General features: G+C 53.1%; 16 protein-coding genes, 1 tRNA gene and 1 pseudogene. 8 read left to right on the plus strand and 10 right to left on the minus strand.

The features are described from left to right. Window positions 1–516 precede the first annotated feature (516 nt). Together DFR26_RS06255 and DFR26_RS06260 are read left to right on the plus strand one after the other, a co-directional pair. A complete protein-coding gene (locus DFR26_RS06255; protein WP_116208086.1) occupies window positions 517–819 on the plus strand; it encodes a DUF445 domain-containing protein in 303 nt (100 codons plus the stop codon). Window positions 820–897: 78 nt separating this feature from the next. Further along, entirely contained in the window at window positions 898–2,517 is a 1,620-nt protein-coding gene (locus DFR26_RS06260) for a GMC family oxidoreductase (protein WP_116208087.1), read from the plus strand. Window positions 2,518–2,915: 398 nt separating this feature from the next. Here DFR26_RS06260 and DFR26_RS06270 read toward each other — a convergent pair whose 3' ends face one another. Genes DFR26_RS06270 through DFR26_RS06285 form a run of 4 tightly spaced genes read right to left on the minus strand, consistent with a single transcriptional unit; the run spans window position 2,916 to window position 5,580 of the window. Next, entirely contained in the window at window positions 2,916–3,866 is a 951-nt protein-coding gene (locus DFR26_RS06270; RefSeq protein WP_116208088.1) for an HD domain-containing protein, read from the minus strand. Window positions 3,867–3,868: 2 nt separating this feature from the next. Then, window positions 3,869–4,168, minus strand: a complete 300-nt coding sequence (locus DFR26_RS06275; RefSeq protein WP_147300271.1) for a hypothetical protein — start codon at window positions 4,166–4,168, stop codon at window positions 3,869–3,871. A gap of 10 nt (window positions 4,169–4,178) precedes the next feature. Continuing rightward, the gene (locus tag DFR26_RS06280; RefSeq protein WP_116208090.1) at window positions 4,179–5,360 is read right to left on the minus strand and encodes an Arm DNA-binding domain-containing protein; all 1,182 of its coding nucleotides are present in this window, start codon (window positions 5,358–5,360) and stop codon (window positions 4,179–4,181) included. Continuing rightward, entirely contained in the window at window positions 5,353–5,580 is a 228-nt protein-coding gene (locus DFR26_RS06285) for a hypothetical protein (protein ID WP_116208091.1), read from the minus strand. The genes DFR26_RS06280 and DFR26_RS06285 overlap by 8 nt, the downstream gene beginning before the upstream one ends. A 143-nt stretch (window positions 5,581–5,723) precedes the next feature. Here DFR26_RS06285 and DFR26_RS06290 point away from each other — a divergent pair, with 143 nt between their 5' ends. Continuing rightward, window positions 5,724–5,948 (plus strand): helix-turn-helix domain-containing protein, encoded by a 225-nt coding sequence (locus DFR26_RS06290; RefSeq protein ID WP_116208092.1) that lies wholly within the window; start codon window positions 5,724–5,726, stop codon window positions 5,946–5,948. Window positions 5,949–6,183: 235 nt separating this feature from the next. On the opposite strand, the gene DFR26_RS06295 is transcribed toward DFR26_RS06290, so the two are convergent. The 4 genes from DFR26_RS06295 to DFR26_RS06310 all read right to left on the minus strand — a co-directional run bounded on the left by DFR26_RS06295 (window position 6,184) and on the right by DFR26_RS06310 (window position 11,408). After that, window positions 6,184–6,260 (minus strand) — tRNA-Val (locus DFR26_RS06295). A 51-nt stretch (window positions 6,261–6,311) separates the two neighbouring features. Then, window positions 6,312–7,478 carry a MalY/PatB family protein gene (locus DFR26_RS06300; protein WP_116208093.1) on the minus strand — a complete coding sequence of 389 codons (1,167 nt, stop codon included), beginning with the start codon at window positions 7,476–7,478 and terminating at the stop codon, window positions 6,312–6,314. Then, window positions 7,475–9,598 carry a 5-histidylcysteine sulfoxide synthase gene (ovoA, locus tag DFR26_RS06305; protein WP_116208094.1) on the minus strand — a complete coding sequence of 708 codons (2,124 nt, stop codon included), beginning with the start codon at window positions 9,596–9,598 and terminating at the stop codon, window positions 7,475–7,477. Before ovoA ends, DFR26_RS06300 begins: the two co-directional genes overlap by 4 nt. Before the next feature lie 766 nt (window positions 9,599–10,364). Then, window positions 10,365–11,408 (minus strand): lysophospholipid acyltransferase family protein, encoded by a 1,044-nt coding sequence (locus DFR26_RS06310; protein ID WP_116208095.1) that lies wholly within the window; start codon window positions 11,406–11,408, stop codon window positions 10,365–10,367. 40 nt (window positions 11,409–11,448) lie between these two features. On the opposite strand from DFR26_RS06310, the gene DFR26_RS06315 reads away from it, so the two are divergent. The 3 genes from DFR26_RS06315 to DFR26_RS06325 are packed head-to-tail and all read left to right on the plus strand — an operon-like array spanning window position 11,449 to window position 13,585. Continuing rightward, window positions 11,449–12,072 carry a MiaE family protein gene (locus DFR26_RS06315; protein WP_116208096.1) on the plus strand — a complete coding sequence of 208 codons (624 nt, stop codon included), beginning with the start codon at window positions 11,449–11,451 and terminating at the stop codon, window positions 12,070–12,072. After that, window positions 12,069–12,893 (plus strand): putative RNA methyltransferase, encoded by an 825-nt coding sequence (locus DFR26_RS06320; RefSeq protein WP_116208097.1) that lies wholly within the window; start codon window positions 12,069–12,071, stop codon window positions 12,891–12,893. Before DFR26_RS06315 ends, DFR26_RS06320 begins: the two co-directional genes overlap by 4 nt. A 44-nt stretch (window positions 12,894–12,937) precedes the next feature. Beyond that, window positions 12,938–13,585, plus strand: a complete 648-nt coding sequence (locus DFR26_RS06325; RefSeq protein WP_116208098.1) for a hypothetical protein — start codon at window positions 12,938–12,940, stop codon at window positions 13,583–13,585. 4 nt (window positions 13,586–13,589) lie between these two features. Here the strand turns inward: DFR26_RS06325 and DFR26_RS06330 are convergent, their stop codons facing one another. Together DFR26_RS06330 and DFR26_RS06335 are read right to left on the minus strand one after the other, a co-directional pair. Next, window positions 13,590–14,345 carry a UDP-2,3-diacylglucosamine diphosphatase gene (locus tag DFR26_RS06330; protein WP_116208099.1) on the minus strand — a complete coding sequence of 252 codons (756 nt, stop codon included), beginning with the start codon at window positions 14,343–14,345 and terminating at the stop codon, window positions 13,590–13,592. A gap of 32 nt (window positions 14,346–14,377) precedes the next feature. Beyond that, complete coding sequence (locus DFR26_RS06335) at window positions 14,378–14,872, minus strand: peptidylprolyl isomerase (RefSeq protein ID WP_116208100.1); 495 nt, start codon at window positions 14,870–14,872, stop codon at window positions 14,378–14,380. A 90-nt stretch (window positions 14,873–14,962) separates the two neighbouring features. Here DFR26_RS06335 and DFR26_RS06340 point away from each other — a divergent pair. Further along, window positions 14,963–16,621: pseudogene (locus tag DFR26_RS06340) on the plus strand (glutamine--tRNA ligase/YqeY domain fusion protein); the annotation flags it as partial. Further along, window positions 16,618–18,033: a cysteine--tRNA ligase gene (gene cysS / locus DFR26_RS06345; RefSeq protein WP_116208102.1), complete on the plus strand. Its 1,416-nt coding sequence runs from the start codon at window positions 16,618–16,620 to the stop codon at window positions 18,031–18,033. The pseudogene DFR26_RS06340 and the gene cysS, both read left to right, overlap by 4 nt. The last annotated feature ends 2 nt before the right edge of the window (window positions 18,034–18,035 follow it).

An 18,035-nucleotide genomic window follows, 5' to 3' on the forward strand; every position in this document is an offset into this window, starting at 1 on the left:
GTGTACAGGCTGAAGCCACGGGCACAGTAGAAGATATGACGAGAGAGATTCAAGGAAATATTGGTAATATAATTGATCTAAAAGACATGGCGGTGGTTTATTTATCTAGAGATAAAGAGCTTATTAATAGAAAATTTCAAAAAGCCGGCCGTGGGTAGTTTCAACTTATTCGGTGATCAGGCATTTATTTCGGTTTTGCTGTTGGTTGTGTTCAGGAAGTTGCATGGGCGCTTACTCACTCAGCTTGGATAATGCCACTATTTGGTGGTTTCGTTGGGAGGTTCTCTGACTGGATGGCTCTTAAAATGATTTTCCGACCCAGAGAAAAGCAGAAATATTTTTTGACTCATTAGTTAGCAAGGGTTATTTCTAAAGCGCCGTAAAGAAGTTGCTACAGAGTATGGCGCAATGCTCGCTGATGAAGCTATAGCAGATCACAATATATTCTAGGTAGTGCTCAGAGGGCCACTTTCTGACAAGTTATTTAATGTAATTCAAAAGCATGTTCAGGACTTAGTGTACGATCAGGCTGGTTTAGCGCAGCCATTGGTGGTTTTAGCGGTTGAAAGCGAAAGCTATCAACAAATGAAGAAAGATATCGCTGGGAAGTTAATTGAGCGATTACCAGCAACATTAACGCATGTCGAAAAATATGCAGATGATGCAATGGATGTTCGTAATACATTGGTCAGTAAGATGCAGGAAATGACGACAGAGGAGTTTGAAGGCGTGCTACGGCCCGTTTTTGAGCAGGATGAATGGAAGCTGATCGCTAGCGGCGCGGTTTTAGGATTCTTGGTGGGTGAGCATCAGGTTTAAATGATGCTGCGCTAGGAATCGAGAGACGTTAATTTTTGAAGAACACTCACATCAATAATAAAACTCAAAGAGCAAGCTATGAGTAAAACAGACCATCTTGATTACGACTACCTAATTATTGGCTCCGGATTTGGTGGCAGTGTTTCAGCCCTACGTTTAGCCGAGAAAGGCTATCGCGTATGTGTTTTGGAGCAAGGTCGGCGCTGGACACCAGAAAACCTTCCGTCGACGAATTGGAAGTTTTGGGACTATCTCTGGCAGCCCGTGCTTAGCTTTCGAGGCTTTCTTAGCTTACGTCTTTTTCGACATGTCATGATTTTGCATGGCAATGCTGTTGGCGGCGGATCTATTACTTATGCTCAGACTCTGTTGGTCCCGCCAACGAGTGTGTGGGCAGAAGGTAGTTGGGCAGGGATTTCAGATTGGCATGCGGAGATGCCGGCGCATTATGAGCGTGCGAAGGAGATGCTCGGTGTTACGGTCAATAAGCGCCCCGCTGCAGCTGATGCGAAACTCAAAGAAATGGCAGATGCCATGGGAGTTGGGGGTAGCTTCTACTATACCGATGTAGGCGTCTTCTTTGGCAAAGAAGGTGATGATCCTGGGACGGAGTACCCCGACCCATACTTTAAAGGTGATGGCCCTGCGCGTAACTCATGTATAGGTTGCGGTGGTTGCATGGTGGGCTGTCGTTACAATGCTAAAAACACATTGGATAAAAATTACCTTTATTTGGCAGAGAAGCGAGGCGTAACTGTTTGCGCTGAAACAAAAGTTATTGATGTGAGGCCTTTGAATGACTGCGCGGATGGTGCTGATGGTTATGTCGTTTCTACTGTTCCAACATTCTCTCGTTGGAAGCCTAAAGTTCGACATATAACAGCAGGCAAGGTGATTTTCTCAGCATCATCACTGGGTAGTCAGGCACTATTATTTTCATTGCGTGACTCTGGGTCATTACCAAATATCTCTGTCAGCCTTGGCAAACGTGTTCGTACAAATGCTGAATCTATTTTGGGTGTCCGCTATCCCGGCAGCCAAGAAGATATGTCCAAAGGTGTGGCAATCGGCTCTGGAATTTATATAGATCAACATACACATGTTGAAGCTGTTCGTTACGCGGATGGCTCCAATCTATTGAGCAGCTTGCTAACAACTCTGACGGCAGGGAGACAGGGAGCCAGCCGACCGTTGTACTGGCTCTTGGCGTTTATTCGCCTGCTTTTAACTCGCCCAATTACCGCAATTCGCTCTGTACTTCCTTATCGCTTCTCGCGTGAAACGGTAATTTTCCTAGTGATGCAGGCTCTGGAAGGTCATCTCGATATGCGGTGGACTCGGCCGTGGTATTGGCCTTTTAAGAAGACATTAAGCACTCATGGCGCGCCCATTCCTACCTTTATCCCTGCGGCAAATGAATTTACACGAAAAGCTGCCGCTGCCACGGGTGGAGTAGGCATGAGCTCTCTTAGCGAAATATTTTTTAATGTCCCAATGACGGCTCACTGCATGGGTGGTTGCAACATGGCGAGTAGCGCAGAAGACGGTGTTATAGATGCGAAGCACAGGGTGTTTAACTACCGAAATTTGTATGTGATTGATGGGTCAGTAATTGCGGCAAATTTAGGGGTAAACCCAAGCCTCACCATCACTGCTCTGGCTGAGCGTGCCATGTCCTTTATTCCGGATAAACATTAAGTCAGGAGTAGCACGGTACTGACAAGTTAACTCGACTGCTGAGATAATTTGCCATGAGTACCTACAAGCGTCATCGATTTCACCCCAGCATCATCAGCTACGCAGTCTGGATCTATTACTGCTTTAACCTGAGCTTTCGTGATATCGAAGGCTTGCTGGCAGAGAAGGGTATCTCTGTCAGTTATGAGGCGATCCGATTGTGGTGTGTCAAATTCGGGCCTGCCTATGCTTGCAGACATAAACAAAAGCATGGCGGGTTCGGTGATACATTATATCTTGATGAGGTATTTATCAGGATAAACGGAAAGCAGCACTACTTGTGGCGAGCCGTTGTGATACGGACCTATTTCTATAGACACTAATTTAGGCGAAGGCGCTAGTCACACAATGTTGTCTGACTAGACACAGAAGCGGTTATAGAAGCTATCATCATTGCTAGATTGTTGCGGGAGCAGCTTAATCAGTTGCTCTAGCGACTGCTTTTGCTGGTGCCCAGCGGATGCCTGATCGGCAAACCGAACAAGCTCTTCGATCATCGACTGCTCTCTATAGTGCTTGGTAGAGGCAAGGCGGCCTATCAAATGTGATATCACCATACCCTCAATACGCGCATCCGCTATTAACCGACTTATGTGTGGTGCCAAGAGGTGAACGGTCTGTATTTCGTGCTGGTACAACGAGGGGTTCATCGGGCGTGGATTCTTCTCGCCGACCGTATCGATTTTGCCTAAGTCATGTAGCAACGCAGCGACTTGAGTGAGTGCAATAAAGAGCTCCGATTCACCGAGCATTACCGCCCAACTTCCTGCTAGTTGAGCTACCTGCACGGAGTGCACAAGTAATCCGCCAGGGTACGCACTGTGATAGCTAGCACTGGCTCGGCAGCGAATGAATCGATGGCCAATGGTTGGATCCATCAATATGCCGGTCAGAAAGGCACGAAGTGGCTCATTGCTTAGCTCGTCAATGAAGTTAATAAGCCAGTCCAAGGCCTCTCTAGCGCGTACAGGAACCAATGGCAAAGGGAGCAGGGCAGCACCATTGCGCACATGGCTAGCTGAAACGACATACAGCTCGCTGAGCTTCAAAAAATGACACCCATTCAAGTGGGTTACTCGGCCATTTAGCTCAACTAAATGCTGCTCACTAACATTGATGGTTTCAATGAACTCATAAAGCGATGCTTCAGGCCATACATAGGCTTTAATGGCTCCTGCGCTATCGACAAGCTTGAGCCGAAAGTAGCTATGCCCATTCTTCGCCAAGCATTGCTCAAGGCCTACTAATCGCCCCTGGATGGAGATCGAGTCACCGACGTGATCGTGAAGCTGGGAGGTATTAATCAGCATGATCAAAGTCCTCCATGCTGATGTGAAGGCAGGCGACTGAGCGTGTATTGAAGGCGATCGCACATGATGTTGAAAACAGCACTGGCCAGTGGCTCATCAACCATGCGCATTTGCTCTTTGATGTATCGAGTCAGTGCTTCTTGGTTGGTGAGTGATTGCTCGTAACCAAGCACAGCAGCAAGGTCTAGCAATGGGCTCACTGAATAGGTGTTGAGCAGTGCTTGTGCCATTCGAAGCACAATGCGATTACTGCACTCTTTGCGATGTTGCAGACGAACTGCATCGAGGTTGATCACGTTCATAGTGGGCACCTTAGAGATTAGATACGGATGTGGTGATGAGTCGATCCATCGCACTGCCGTCGTTGCGTGTGAGATTAGGGACGAAGTTGCTGTATACGGAGAACAGCATCTTGGTGTTGCTATGACCGAGCTGATTAGCAATCCATTCTGGTGATTCACCGGAGGCGAGCATCAGCGTGGCAGCGGTATGGCGTGTGTCGTAAGGCCGACGGTAGGGGATGACTAGGTCTTCTAGCATCGGCTTCCAGATCCGATTGCAGAAGTTCTTATCATCGACTGGTAGGCCGTTTCTATTACAGAACACTAAGCCGTCACGCCCGTAATGGCCGGTGATCTTAAATTGTCGTTGTAGAGCTTCACGCACTTTGCTGGACATGCGGATGTCACGCTGTGATGGGTCGTTTTTGGTGTATTCAAACCCGGACTTTCCGTGTGTCTCACGAACGGCAATGAAGCCCCGGTCAAAGTCGACACACTTCCAGCGTAGCCCATGGACTTCACCCGTTCGCATGCCGGTAAAGAACTTGATGATCAAGTAGTCTCGGAAGTCCGCTCGTACATCCTCAAGGATGCGACTCACCTCATCGAGCGTGAATGGTGTGATGTGCCGCTTCTCTTCTTTGAGCTTCTTAATACGCTCGTAAGGGTTTGGAATCTTGTAGCGAGCACAAGCTTCCTCAATCACCGCTTTGACTAGCGTCATCATGCGGTTGATCGAGCCGGTTTGAAGAGCAATCCCGCCTGGGGTGCGATACCTCACTCGTGAGTTACGAAAATCCACGAGGTCATCTCGAGTGATGGCATCAACTGGCAGGCCACCTAGAAAAGGAATGATGTGCTTTTCGAAAAGACTAAAAATCGTATTTCGATAGTTAGCACGCCATTCAACCTCATGCTCGGCAAGCCAAGATCTGACCATACGTTCGAATGTTGGAAGCTCTTCTCCAAGGCGGCCCTGATCAGAACGCTTCTGCTCTAGCAGAATTGTTTTCAGAAACGAACTCGTTGGAAAGTAGGCGGCGTAATCAAAGCGGCCATTACCAATTTCGATTTCGATCTTTCCCATGACAGCTTCTAATCGTTTGCGATTAGGAGCTGTGTTTGGCAGAGCAGTCACCTCGCGGCAACGCTTCCCAAGATAGCGGAAATCAAAATACAGCTTGCCGCTTGGCTGCACGCGAATGTTACCCATGGCAGATTCCTCCTGATGCGAGAGGAATGCTCATTTGGTCTACATTCATCTCTTCTTGAATGCGCTCCCAAATAAACAGCATTTTTTTTCCGCCAAAAGGGCGTGTGTAATGCACGCCTTCATGTAGCTTGTAATCCACAAGATGGCGACGAATGTAGCGCGCTGAGTAGCGGATTTTTTTCGCTAGCTCTTCGGTGGTCAAAAACGTTAGGTCTTGCATATCTGTACCCTCTGGTTGATCATCAACTGAGTGGAGAAAGTGCTATTGATTTAGCAAAATTTCACTCTAAGTTGAATTTAACTGAATCAATTAGACTCTGCAAGTACTTTTTTCATCCTAAGTGTAATTATTTGGATTTATCTATGATTCGTTGTCATCTAGGGCGCTTAATGGGCGAGCGTAAAATGAACATTGCTGATGTGATGCGAGAGACAGGCATCAAACGCACAATGCTGACGCTGATGTACAAAGATGAAGTGCAACGACTGGATATGGATGCGCTAGATAAGCTTTGCCGTCTATTTGCGTGCGAAGTTAAAGATCTACTCGAGTTCGACTCAAGTGCACCTCAAAAAGAAGCTGAATGATTTTCACGCGCTTTAGCTGCAGAAAAGACATTTTAGGGTAGGGGTCAAAGTTGGTCATCTTCTGACCAACGAAGTTGAGGGAGTTGATCAACTCCCTCAAGCTAATCAGAAATAATGGTCAAGATCTGGTCCAGATTTGGTCCAGATGGCTTTTAAGGCTGCGCGGCCTGCAGATTTTTCAAACCCCAGAAAGCACAAAACCCGCTAGGCGCAAGGCTTAGCGGGTTTCGGTATTTGGTAGACACTAGCAGACTCGAACTGCTGACCCCTACCATGTCAAGGTAGTGCTCTAACCAACTGAGCTAAGCGTCTAAGTGGCGCGCATGATAGCGAAGGCAGTGGATTCTGGCAACGATTATTTGCCTAAAAGCTGTCGATGAGCTGGCTAATGGCCGTGTCGATGACTGCGCGAGGCGAGGCGAGGTTAAGGCGCATAAAGCCGCTGCCGGCGTCGCCAAAAAACACACCAGCGCTGAGGCCGAGGCCTGCTTTTTCTACAAAATGTTGATGTAGTTGGGCATCTGTGAGGCCGAGGTGTCGGCAGTCGAGCCAAAGTAAGTAGCTGCCCTCAGCGGCGATGGCTTGCGGCAACTGTGGGTGCTCGGCCAAGCGCGCCACCACGTGGTCGTGCGTGCCTTTAATGTAGGTGAGTAGGGCATTCAGCCAGGCTTGACCATGACCATAGGCTGCCTCCGCAGCAACCAAAGACAGCGGATTGTTGACATGGATGGCAAGCGCTGCGTATTGCCTACTAATGGCGCTACGGTGGTGGCTATTGTTGACAGCCAGCCAAGCCAGACCTAAGCCCGGCACATTAAATGTTTTGCTCGGTGCCATGGTGGTGATGACACGCCGCGCCGCGCCGGGCAGGCTGGCCAATACCGTGTGTGGCGTGAACGTGAGGTCGGCGTGAATCTCGTCGGAGACAATAATGAGGTCGTGGCGCTCGGCAATATCGAGCAGCCGAGTGAGCTCATCACGCCGCCAAACGCGACCAACGGGGTTGTGTGGCGAGCAAAACAGCAACATTGTCGCTTTCGTGGCGCATTGCTCAAGGCCATCCCAGTCGATTTCGTAGTGCGGTGCGTGGCCGCTGGCCTCTACCAGTCGCAACGGGTTGAGAATGAGTTGGCGTTGATTGTCAGTCACTGCGCGAAATAGCGGCGGATACACGGGTGGCATGACGATAATGCCGTCGCCCGGCGCTGTTAGGGCGTTGACCGCGGCATAGAGCGCGGGCACGACGCCCGGCGAAAGCAGTATGTCCTCGCGGGCTGGCTGCCAGTTAAAGCGCTCATCGAGCCAATTTAAGAGGTGATGAAAAAGCCGCTCGGGCACCACGCTGTAGCCATAAATCGGGTGTAGGGCGCGCGCTTGCACTGCTTCTGCCACGCAGGCCGGCGCGGCAAAATCCATGTCGGCGACCCATAGCGGAATGACATCGTGGCGACCAAAAATACGCTCACGCGCATCAAACTTTTCGCTACCGGTACCGGCGCGGTTAATGCGCTGATCGAAGTCGATGCTCACCGCACACGAACCCAGAAGCTCGCCTCGCTAACGCTGTGTTGGTATTTGCGCCGTGTTTCGCGAATCACAAAGGGCACGTCTTGCGCGGCTTGTAATGGCTCGAAGTGGGCGCTGAGGTGTTCATGTAAGGCATCGAGTGTGGTGTAGGTTTCACCATCTTTTTTGAAGCCACCGAGCCAGTCAGCACGCGGCGTGTGTTCGGTCAGCCACGTGTAGGGCGAGGTGATCATCAAGACGCCGCCAATGTTTAAGCGCTCATGAATGTGGCGTGTAAATTGCGCAGGATCATAGAGTCTGTCGATCAAGTTCGCGGCTAAGATTAAGTCATAGCCAGTGAAGTGCGGCTTCAAATTACACGCGTCGCCTTGGCTAAACTGCACGTTAGCAGCATTTGACGCGAGGCCGAGCGCTTCGAGTGTGCGGGTTTTATAGCTGACGAGTTCGCCTTCATCGACGAGGGTGTAGCGCACGCTGCCGCTAGTCGCTAAGTTCACCGCCAGGTCTATAAATCGCGCTGAAAAATCAATGCCGGTGACGTCATCGAAGGCTTTCGCTAGCTCGAAGCTGGAGCGACCCGTTGCACAGCCTAAATCAAGCGCACGCCGCATGGGACGACCAGCGCAAGCGGCAATGGCTATATCGGCCAGCGCCTTGGGAAAGTTGGCGACGTTAAAGTACTCATCGCCGTAATGAAATTCGGCGTATTCGACGAGCTGGCGGTCGGTTTCGTAGTATTGCGGGGTCACGGTGGGCTCCTGTGAGCTTTGCACATAGCGAAAGCCGGCGTGTTGAAAGAAATGGCGACGAAAAGCGTAACGGGCGCTGCGACGCGATTCATTGCCGCAGGAAATCCACGAGCCGCCCATCATTAAATTATGACGATCATCGAAGGTTGGCGTGGTGAAATCGTCGTAAATGCCGTGCACATCGAAGCCGGGAAATGGATAGGTCGGTGTTTGTGTCCATTGCCAGACATTGCCGGAGACGTCGTAGAAATCACCGTGTTGAAACTGATCTACGGGGCACGACGATGCGTAATGGTCGAGATGAATATTGGCGTTGGCGGCTGTGCGCAGGGGGACTTCGCGGCGCTCACTGACATCAGCTAGTCGATGCCATTGATCTTCTGTGGGCAGCTGAATGCGCTGACCCGATGTGGCGCTGAGCCAGCGACAAAAAGCCTCGGCTTCCAGGCAGTTAACCTCTACTGGCCAGTTCCATGGCATCGCCACTTCTTCGGTCATCAGGCGAAGGCGATATTGGTCACCATCGAGACGCCAAAAAGTCGGCATGGTCGCGCAGCTGTAGGTTCGCCAGTGCCAGCCTTCATCGCTCCAATACTGTGCTTGGCTGTAGCCATCAGCCTCAACAAAGGCGAGGTACTCTTGGTTGCTGACTAAGAATTCACTGGCTTGAAAGGTGTCCACATGGGGTTGATGGTGGCCGTATTCGTTATCCCAGCCGTAGTAGGGATCTTGCCAGTCTTTGCCCAGTGCTACGTCGCCGGCGCTTACTGGCAGCAGACGGTTGCTTGGTGCGGGGCCGTGTTGGCGGCAAGGCGCCCACGCGGCCTGAGGTTTCACCATGTCGAGGCTATGTTGACGAATCAATACCGACGACGTTTCCAAATGGATGCGCTCGTGTTCAACGCCCATAATAATGGCCCACCATGGGTGATCCCAGGTGATCGGGCCGGTGAGTGGCGTGTTGTCGATGATGGACAATACTGTTTGGCGAACGCGTTTGCGGTAGTCGGCGACTTCGGCCACGGTGGGCCAGTCATAGTGCGCATCGTTCAGGTCGTCCCAGCTCATTTCATCAACACCAACGGCAAAGAGCGATTCAAAGCGGGCATTGATGCGAGTATCGATAAGACGCGCGAGCAAAAACTTATTGATAAAGAAAGTTGCGGTATGGCCGAAATAGAAGATCAGCGGATGACGCAGGCTGATGGGCTTCTTGTAATAGGCCTCATCGCAGGCGAGCGTGTCAAACAAGCGCTCATAGAGTGTGAAGGTGCTGTCGAAATAGAAGCGAATTTGCTCACGCAGGCTGGCGGTATCTGGGGTATCGAGGGCAGGTGTGCGGGCACAAAGATGGGTAAATGTTACAGCGCTCATACGATGCGTCCTTATTGCTATTTTTTGCATCCTAGCAGCTCGTGCAGTAAAAGTGTCTTATACAAAACCAACCAATAATTTAGTCAGCGTGTGAGGGCACTTTACTCGGCTGTAGTGGGTCTAGGTGTAATGACAAATCGCATGAGGTTAGCGCAGCGCTGCACGCCGTGCTTAGTTTTTTGCGCTGGTGTTGTCGGTAGAGGGCGTTAGGTCGGGCTTATTCATAATGAGGGCCCAAACACTGGTCATGAGAAGAATAAGGGTGAGGGCAGAGGCTAGGCTATTCATCAGATTATCTCGCTATACTGTTCATGTGTACAGTATAGCGAGATAGGCACGCGTCACAAGAGAGTTTGACTGCCACTGGTCGGATGATCAGTGGTTTGCTTCACGCCTTCGGTTTTGTAAAACGATTACTCTCAATGGGCTCTGCAATCATTGCCCACACGTTAAAAGCCACTAACATCGATACGCCCACACCCATCAGCACCGTCATTTGGCTCTCCCGTTCAGTCAAGAGATGTCACTGTGGCACGGATCTGAGCGGCTGACCAAAAACAAATCGTGCTATGAAACTTAGGTCGATAGGCCGGCTTAAGTCGCTGTTTTAGATTTGAGCTTGTAAGAAATTGGCGCCAATGTGAGGCGACACGATAGATTATTTTGCTATAAGGCTTGGCTAAAATATCGCCACGATACCGCAACACCCGCTGATCATTACGGCCTAAGTCATTGCAGACGTTACAGTTAATATATTGCTCGCCGACTACACCTGCTTGCGATAAAAATCTGGCTCATGCTCATTTTTTTTGAAGCGCTTGTAGGTCCATTGGTATTGCTCTGGCGCGATAGCAACTAATGCTTCCATGGAGCGGTTCATGGCCGCCGTCGCGCTGGCTAAGTCCTCGTCGTGGACGGCGGGGTCTGCCGGCAATACATAGACATCATAACCTTGGCCATCTGCTCGGCGCATACAGCCGAGGACAACCACGGCGCACTGGGTGCGCTGAATGAGCTTCGGCACCATGACCCCAGTCCATGTTGATGTGCCAAAAAATGGGGCAAAGATGCCGCCGTTATCTTTCGGTGTGTGGTCGGGCAAAATCGCCGTGAAACCGCCTTTTTTCAGGGTTTTAAAGGTGGCTCGCACGCCGCTGTCATCGGTAGGGACAATAGTGGCACGCAGGCGGGCGCGCGCTTCGAGCACCAGCGCATCGACACCAGGTTGTTTGCCGGGTTTATACATAATAGTTGGCGCGACAAAGCTGTTGACCCAGGCATTGAGGACTTCCCATGTGCCCCAGTGCGGCACGATACACATCACGCCTCGGCCGGAGGCTAGCGCTTCATCAAATAGTGCTTGGCCATGCACTTCGCGCACCTGCGACAAACTAAAGGCAGGTGGCATGCCCCACGTTTTAGTGAACTCCAGCGCCGTCATGGCGGTACTGACAATACTGGCTTTGGTGGTGTTCAGGTGCCATTGGCGGCTCTGCTGCGGATAGGCGCGTTCGACATTGCGCAAGACCGTCTGATGCATGCCGGTATGCGGAAAATGCGCGACGAATTGGCCAATCACTTGCCCTAAGCGCTGTAATAACGGCAGTGGCAACTTGGCCAACCACTTCAGTGCCATCATCGATAGCCGGTCTTTGAAAGCCAAGTCATTTGGCGAAAGCGAGGTGTCTGTCATAAAAAATACCCAATCGAGTCGCGCAAGCATAGACGATGATTGGCAGTGCACCAAGATCGACCACCGCGCTGAGGGCTGGCGGTCAGGCGGATGTTGCGCCCAAGTCAGTGGCGACATTCGCTATACTGCGCGCCTGTGAAGCAATGATGGCAAAACCATGAGTGGTGATTTTCTTCAGCCGGTCCGCGACTTTCTCGGTGTGGCAACAACCGATGCCTGGGTGCAGGCGGCAGTGGCCGACGTGCCGACGCTGCTGCAAGACCATGCAAATTGTGAAAAAAAGGCGGCCAGTACGGCCATGAACATGCTGTTTCGCTACAACGACCGCGAACAGCTGCAAACTGAGCTGACGCAATTGGCGCGTGAAGAGCTGCTGCATTATGAGCAGGTGCGCGTGCTCATGGCCAAGCGCGGCATCAGCTATAAGCCTTTGTCGGCGAGCCGCTACGCCAATGGCCTGCGCCAGCATGTGCGCACCTATGAGCCCGCGCATTTGGTCGACCTGATGATTATTGGCGCGTTTGTTGAGGCGCGTTCCTGTGAGCGCTTTGCTGCTGTGGCGGCGCACCTCGATGATGAGCTCAAGCGCTTCTATACCTTTTTGTTGCGTTCTGAAGCGCGCCATTTCACGCATTATTTGGGGCTGGCAGAGCGTTATAGCGACGAGCCGATTGGTGAGCGTGTGGCATTTTTTCGTGAAGTTGAAGCGGCGCTTATTGACCAGCCGGACACCGAAATGCGCTTTCACAGCGGCGTGCCAATACCGCAGGTGGCCGCATGATCGCGTGGCAGTGCCCGCTATGCGCGACTGATGAGGCGCTGGCATTAAGTGCCGATGGAGCGGCGCGCAGCTATCGTTGCGGCGCCGGTCATTGCTTTGATGTGGCGCGCGAGGGTTATGTGAATTTGCTGCCAGTGCAGCAGAAAAAGTCACTATCACCGGGTGACACGCTCGCCAGCCTGCAAGCGCGCCGACGATTTCTAGCGGGCGGATATTATCAGCCGCTGCGTGATGACCTCGCGCAACGCCTCAGCAGCGCCGATGTGGTCATTGATGTGGGCTGTGGCGAGGGCTATTACAGTGCGGCGATGGCCACTGTTGCTGCACAGGTTATTGCCTTTGATATTGCCAAGCCAGCCATGCGTTTGGCCGCAAAATCCTACCCTGACTTACGATGTGCGGTGGCAAGCGGCGCGGCCGTGCCATTGCCCGATGCCTGCGCCGATGTGCTGACCAGCATTTTCGCGCCGGTGCCCTTAGCGGAAATGCGGCGCTTGCTCAAGCCGGGCGGCCGAGCATTGATCGTGACGCCAGCACCGGCGCATTTGTTTGCCTACCGTGAGGCGCTGTTTGGGCAGGTGCGTGACCATGAGCCGAGCAAGTTCGCCGAGGCCTCCCAGCCGCACTTTCAGATGGTGTCGCAGCAGGAGATTCGCTACGACATAGGCCTCAATCAGGCCGCCATCATTGATTTGCTGGACATGACGCCCTACGCCTACAAGGCCAGTCCTGAGCGCCGTAGGCAGGTCGCCGCGATGGCAACTTTGAACACCGAGGCAGCTTTTAGCGTGTTAGTGTTAACTAAACCGCTGTCGGATTAGCGCACAATGCTGCTTTATAAAAACATACGATGTGATTGGTGAGCATGGGTAAAAAAATTAGTTACGCGGAGTTTGGCCACAACTTTATTCATCAGGTGGTCACGGCACGGCGCATTGGTACTGAAATTGAAGCCGCGCTGGAGTCCACCATTGCTGGCTCCATTCGCAAACTGCCGGCTGAGCTTTTTGTCGTCTCGTATGTCTTTGAGTTGAAAGATATTCGTGTCGATCCGGACTTGGCGAAGTTGCCAGAAATCAGTTTTTTACTGGCCGTGCAGGGCGCGCTCAAACTCGATGTTGAAATCTTTGGCGTGAGCCTGCGCTATGCCCTCGATGTCACCATTTCGGTCAATATTGATGTCGAGACGTATGAGCCGGTGATGCTGCGCTTAGTGCCGCACCTAGTCACCAGCAAAAGTGTCAATATTGTTTTGGTTGGCGAAAATCCGCCCAGCGAAGTGCTCGATAAAATGAAGCTGGTGCATCCGGTGGTACGCGATCAAATCGTTAAAGAGGTCAATGCGCGGATTCAGGACCAATCCATTCAGTCCTTGTGCACGATTGATGTGCTGGCGGTAGTCGAAACTGCGCGCGGCCCGGCGGCGCAAGCGCCAGCGGAGATCTTCCCGATGCAAGATCCGGCAGAAGACGTTAACGGCTTGCTGGATTTGCGGCCACCGAAAGAGGGCTGAGCCTTTAGAAGCGGTAGTCCTGCAAATGCACGCCGCTGTCATTAGCCCAAGCGATCACAGCGCTGCCCTCAGACTCACGCCAATCACCTAAGACAAAGCGCGATGCGTCGCGGCCATCGGCTAATACGTGTTTGTGTTGTTGCGGGCGATGCGTGTGGCCATGCACCAAAGTCGTCACGGCGGCCTCAGTCAGCACGCGCACGACCTCGGCGTCGTTCACATCCATGATGTTTTCCGGCTTATTGCTGTTGGCCGCCTGACTTTGCAGACGCCAGAACTCGGCAATTTGCACGCGTTGTTCCAGCGGCTGCGAGAGTATGCCGTGCTGCCACGCCTCGCTGCGCGATTGCGCGCGAAAGGCCATATAGGCCTCGTCATCGATGCAGAGCTGATCGCCGTGCATGAGCAATACCGGCGTGCCATGTAAATCCATGACCTCGGCCTCAGCCAATAGCCGGCCACCGACGCGCTCGGTAAATGGCTTTGCGCCTGCCGGCCCGGCATCGATGAGGAAGTCGCGGTTGCCATGGCAAAACAGCAAGTCCACGCCGCGCTGGCTGAGCCGCGAAAACGCCGCCTCCACCGCGCTTAACGTGGTCGAACTGAAATCATCGCCGACCCACACCTCAAACAAATCACCGAGCACAATGACGCGCTGGCAGTCGGCTGGCAGCGCATCAAGCAGGCCAATAAAGCCGGCGTTGACGCGCGTCAGATCGGCACTGATGTGCACATCGGAGACCAGTAGCGTCTGGCTCATGCGCGTACCTGCAAGCAAAAACTCATCACGGCTTAGAGCAGCTCAGCCGATTCAATCACCACACCATCGCGCGGTACGTCTTGATGGCCGCCGGCATTGCCCGTGGGTACGCCTTTGATTTTATTGACCACATCCATGCCATCGGTGACTTTGCCAAACACCGCATAGCCCCAACCTTGGGGGTTTTTGCCGCTGTGGTTCAAGAAGCCGTTGTTGCCAACATTGATGAAAAATTGTGCCGAAGCGGAGTGCGGATCCATGGTGCGCGCCATGGCGACCGTGCCGATGTCGTTGGTGAGGCCGTTGTCGGCTTCGTTTTCGATGGGCGCATTGGTGGATTTTTGCTTCATTTTGTCGTCGAAGCCGCCGCCTTGAATCATGAAACCGTCAATGATGCGGTGGAAAATCGTGCCGTTGTAATGACCGCTTTTCACGTATTCGACAAAGTTCGCCACGGTTTTTGGGGCTTTATCGGCATTGAGTTCTAAAACGATTTGGCCGTAGTTGGTGTTGAGCGCAACTTTCATGCGAGTGCTCCAAAGTGATTAGCGGCGGCAAAAGCGCCTTATTGGTTGAGTGGCTGATAAGCCGCGGGGTAGACTCCCTGCTTTAATTTTGCCAGTCAGACCATGTTAGAAGCTAGCGATTTCATCCGAACCCGAATATCCGACGATCTGGCGAGTGGTAAAACCGCGCAAGTCGTCACGCGTTTTCCGCCTGAGCCCAACGGCTATCTGCACATTGGTCATGCCAAATCCATCTGCCTGAATTTTGGCGTGGCGCGCGAGGCCGAAGGCGTTTGCAATCTGCGCTTCGATGACACCAACCCGGAAAAAGAATCGCAAGAATACATCGATGCTATTACCAAGGATGTGCAGTGGCTGGGCTTTCAATGGGGCGGTGCGGTGCGCTATGCCTCCAGCTATTTTGATCAGCTATACGCTTTTGCCGAGCAGCTCATTGAGCAGGGTGATGCCTATGTGGACTCGCAAACGCCGGAGCAAATTCGCGAAGGCCGCGGCACATTGGTGCAGCCCGGCATGGACTCGCCGTATCGCGAGCGCCCAGTGGCCGAGAGCCTGGATTTATTTCGCCGCATGAAAGCCGGCGAGTTTGCCGATGGCGCGCTGGTCTTGCGTGCCCGCATCGATATGCGCTCGGGCAATATGAATTTACGCGACCCAATTCTCTATCGCATTCGTCATCAGCAGCATCACCAGACTGGCGATACCTGGTGTATCTACCCGATGTATGACTACACGCACCCGATTTCCGATGCACTTGAAGGCATCACGCACTCGCTGTGCACGCTCGAGTTTGAGGCGCACCGACCGCTCTATGACTGGCTACTTAACAAGTTGCCGCAGCTGCCGCATCCACAGCAAATCGAGTTCGCGCGTCTGAACCTGAACTACACGGTGACTAGCAAACGTAAGCTCAAGCAATTGGTCGATGAGCAGCTAGTCAGCGGCTGGGATGATCCGCGCCTACCCACGATCTCGGGCCTGCGCCGGCGCGGTTGCCCACCGGCGGCGCTGCGTAATTTTTGTGAGCGTGTTGGCATTAGTAAAAGCGATGGCGTGGTGGATATGGCCATGTTGGAGTTTTGCATGCGCGATGAGCTCGAACTCACCGCCCCGCGCGCCATGGCCGTGCTCAAGCCTTTACCCGTCACGCTGACCAATTTGCCCGAAGATCATCTGCAGATGTTGCATGCTAGCCGCCACCCGAACGTCGATATGGGCGAGCGCGAAATCCCCTTCACGCCAACGATTTTTATCGATCGCAGCGATTTCGAGGAAGTGCCGCCGAAGGGCTTTAAGCGCCTCATTCCGGGCGGTGAAGTACGCCTGCGTAACGCGTATATCATCCGCTGCGATGACGTCGTGAAAGACGCCGATGGCTTAGTCACCGAACTCAGATGTTCGGTCGATCTTGCCACCTTAGGTGTGAATCCGACCGATCGTAAAGTCAAAGGCGTGGTGCATTGGGTCTCGGCGAGTCATTCGCTGCCGGCTGAGGTGCGTGTCTATGACCGCTTGTTTATGGATGCCGCGCCAGATCGCAGCGAAGTGGATTATCGCGAGCTGATGAACCCAGAGTCGCTGGTGGTCTACGCCGATGCCCGCGTGGAGCCGTCATTGGCCAATGCCGCGCCCGAGCAGGGCCATCAATTCGAGCGTGAAGGCTATTTTTGCTTGGATAATCAAGCCGATGGCCGCTTGATCTTTAATCGCACCGTGAGCTTGCGCGATACCTGGGGTAAAGCCTCGTGAATCCTGCCGCCACACAGTTAGTGCTGCATAACTCCGAGCTGCGCCGTAAGCAGCCGTTTGTGCCGCGCACGCCGGGCGAGGTCAGCCTCTATGTCTGCGGCATGACGGTCTATGACTACTGCCATATCGGTCATGCGCGGGTCATGGTGTCGTTTGACATCATCACGCGCTGGTTGCGCCACCTTGGCTTCAAGGTCACTTATGTGCGCAACATCACCGATATCGACGACAAAATCATTCGCCGCGCCAATGAGAGCGGCGAGGGCATCGACGCGCTCACCGCGCGTTTTATTGCGGCGATGAATGACGATGCGGCCGCGCTCGGCACACTGGCGCCGACGCTAGAACCCAAAGCCACCGATCACGTCGATGACATCTTGAATATGATCACTACGCTGGTCGACAAGGGCCATGCCTATCCGGCGAAAAATGGCGATGTCTATTTCGATGTCTCGAGTTTCCCGCGCTACGGCCGCTTATCGAATAAAAAGCTCGATGACCTGCAAGCTGGCGCGCGCGTGGAGGTCGATGAGCTAAAAACCGACCCGCTCGACTTTGTCTTGTGGAAAGCCGTGAAGCCCGATGAGCCCTCGTGGCAATCGCCGTGGGGCGCGGGGCGTCCGGGTTGGCATATCGAGTGTTCCGCGATGTCGACCTGCTGCCTAGGCTCAGGCTTTGATATTCATGGTGGCGGCGGCGACTTGCTGTTTCCGCATCATGAAAATGAAATCGCGCAATCGGAAGCCGCCACCGGCGAGACTTATGTGAACGCGTGGATGCACGTCGGTTTTGTGCAGGTCAATGCCGAGAAAATGTCGAAGTCGCTGAATAACTTCTTCACCATTCGTGAAGTGCTCAAAAACTATCACCCCGAGGTGTTGCGCTACTTCATTGCCGCCAGCCACTACCGCAGTCCGCTGAATTATTCCGATGCCGCGCTCGATCAGTCGCGCCAGTCCTTGGAGCGGTTTTACGCCACGCTCGGGGCGTTGGTCGATCCATCACAGGGCGAGCCGACCAACGCCGCGGAGTTCGAGGCGCGCTTCACAGCAGCCATGAACGACGACTTCAACACCCCAGAAGCCTTGGCGGTGATGTATGAGTTGGTGCGCGAGGCGAATCGTTGCGATAAAGCCGGTGCGCGTGCAGAGGCCAGCGCCTACGCCAATCTGCTGAAGCGCTTGGGCGCTATAGTGGGTTTGTTGCAGCATGAGCCTGAGGCGTTCCGCCAAGCTGGTGCCGGCGATGCGGCATTTGCGGAAACAGTTGAAGCCTTAGTGGCGGAAATTCGTGAGGTGCGTCAGGCGAAAAACTTCCAACGTTCCGATGAGTTGCGCGCGCAACTCGCCGACATGGGCGTGGCCGTGGAGTTTAGCCGCGACGGCGTGCGTTGGCGCAAAGCCAGCGACTAAAA

It is taken from the genome of Paraperlucidibaca baekdonensis, assembly GCF_003387535.1.
Taxonomy (GTDB): Bacteria; Pseudomonadota; Gammaproteobacteria; order Pseudomonadales; family Moraxellaceae; genus Perlucidibaca; species Perlucidibaca baekdonensis.

What these genes read in the sequence shown, in the direction of transcription:
- DFR26_RS06260 (WP_116208087.1), top strand. Translation starts at nt 898, where the DNA reads ATGAGTAAAACAGACCATCTTGATTACGACTACCTAATTATTGGCTCC.
- DFR26_RS06270 (WP_116208088.1), bottom strand. Translation starts at nt 3,866, where the DNA reads ATGCTGATTAATACCTCCCAGCTTCACGATCACGTCGGTGACTCGATC.
- DFR26_RS06275 (WP_147300271.1), bottom strand. Translation starts at nt 4,168, where the DNA reads ATGAACGTGATCAACCTCGATGCAGTTCGTCTGCAACATCGCAAAGAG.
- DFR26_RS06280 (WP_116208090.1), bottom strand. Translation starts at nt 5,360, where the DNA reads ATGGGTAACATTCGCGTGCAGCCAAGCGGCAAGCTGTATTTTGATTTC.
- DFR26_RS06285 (WP_116208091.1), bottom strand. Translation starts at nt 5,580, where the DNA reads ATGCAAGACCTAACGTTTTTGACCACCGAAGAGCTAGCGAAAAAAATC.
- DFR26_RS06290 (WP_116208092.1), top strand. Translation starts at nt 5,724, where the DNA reads ATGATTCGTTGTCATCTAGGGCGCTTAATGGGCGAGCGTAAAATGAAC.
- ovoA (WP_116208094.1), bottom strand. Translation starts at nt 9,598, where the DNA reads ATGAGCGCTGTAACATTTACCCATCTTTGTGCCCGCACACCTGCCCTC.
- DFR26_RS06310 (WP_116208095.1), bottom strand. Translation starts at nt 11,408, where the DNA reads ATGTCGCCACTGACTTGGGCGCAACATCCGCCTGACCGCCAGCCCTCA.
- DFR26_RS06315 (WP_116208096.1), top strand. Translation starts at nt 11,449, where the DNA reads ATGAGTGGTGATTTTCTTCAGCCGGTCCGCGACTTTCTCGGTGTGGCA.
- DFR26_RS06320 (WP_116208097.1), top strand. Translation starts at nt 12,069, where the DNA reads ATGATCGCGTGGCAGTGCCCGCTATGCGCGACTGATGAGGCGCTGGCA.
- DFR26_RS06325 (WP_116208098.1), top strand. Translation starts at nt 12,938, where the DNA reads ATGGGTAAAAAAATTAGTTACGCGGAGTTTGGCCACAACTTTATTCAT.
- DFR26_RS06330 (WP_116208099.1), bottom strand. Translation starts at nt 14,345, where the DNA reads ATGAGCCAGACGCTACTGGTCTCCGATGTGCACATCAGTGCCGATCTG.
- DFR26_RS06335 (WP_116208100.1), bottom strand. Translation starts at nt 14,872, where the DNA reads ATGAAAGTTGCGCTCAACACCAACTACGGCCAAATCGTTTTAGAACTC.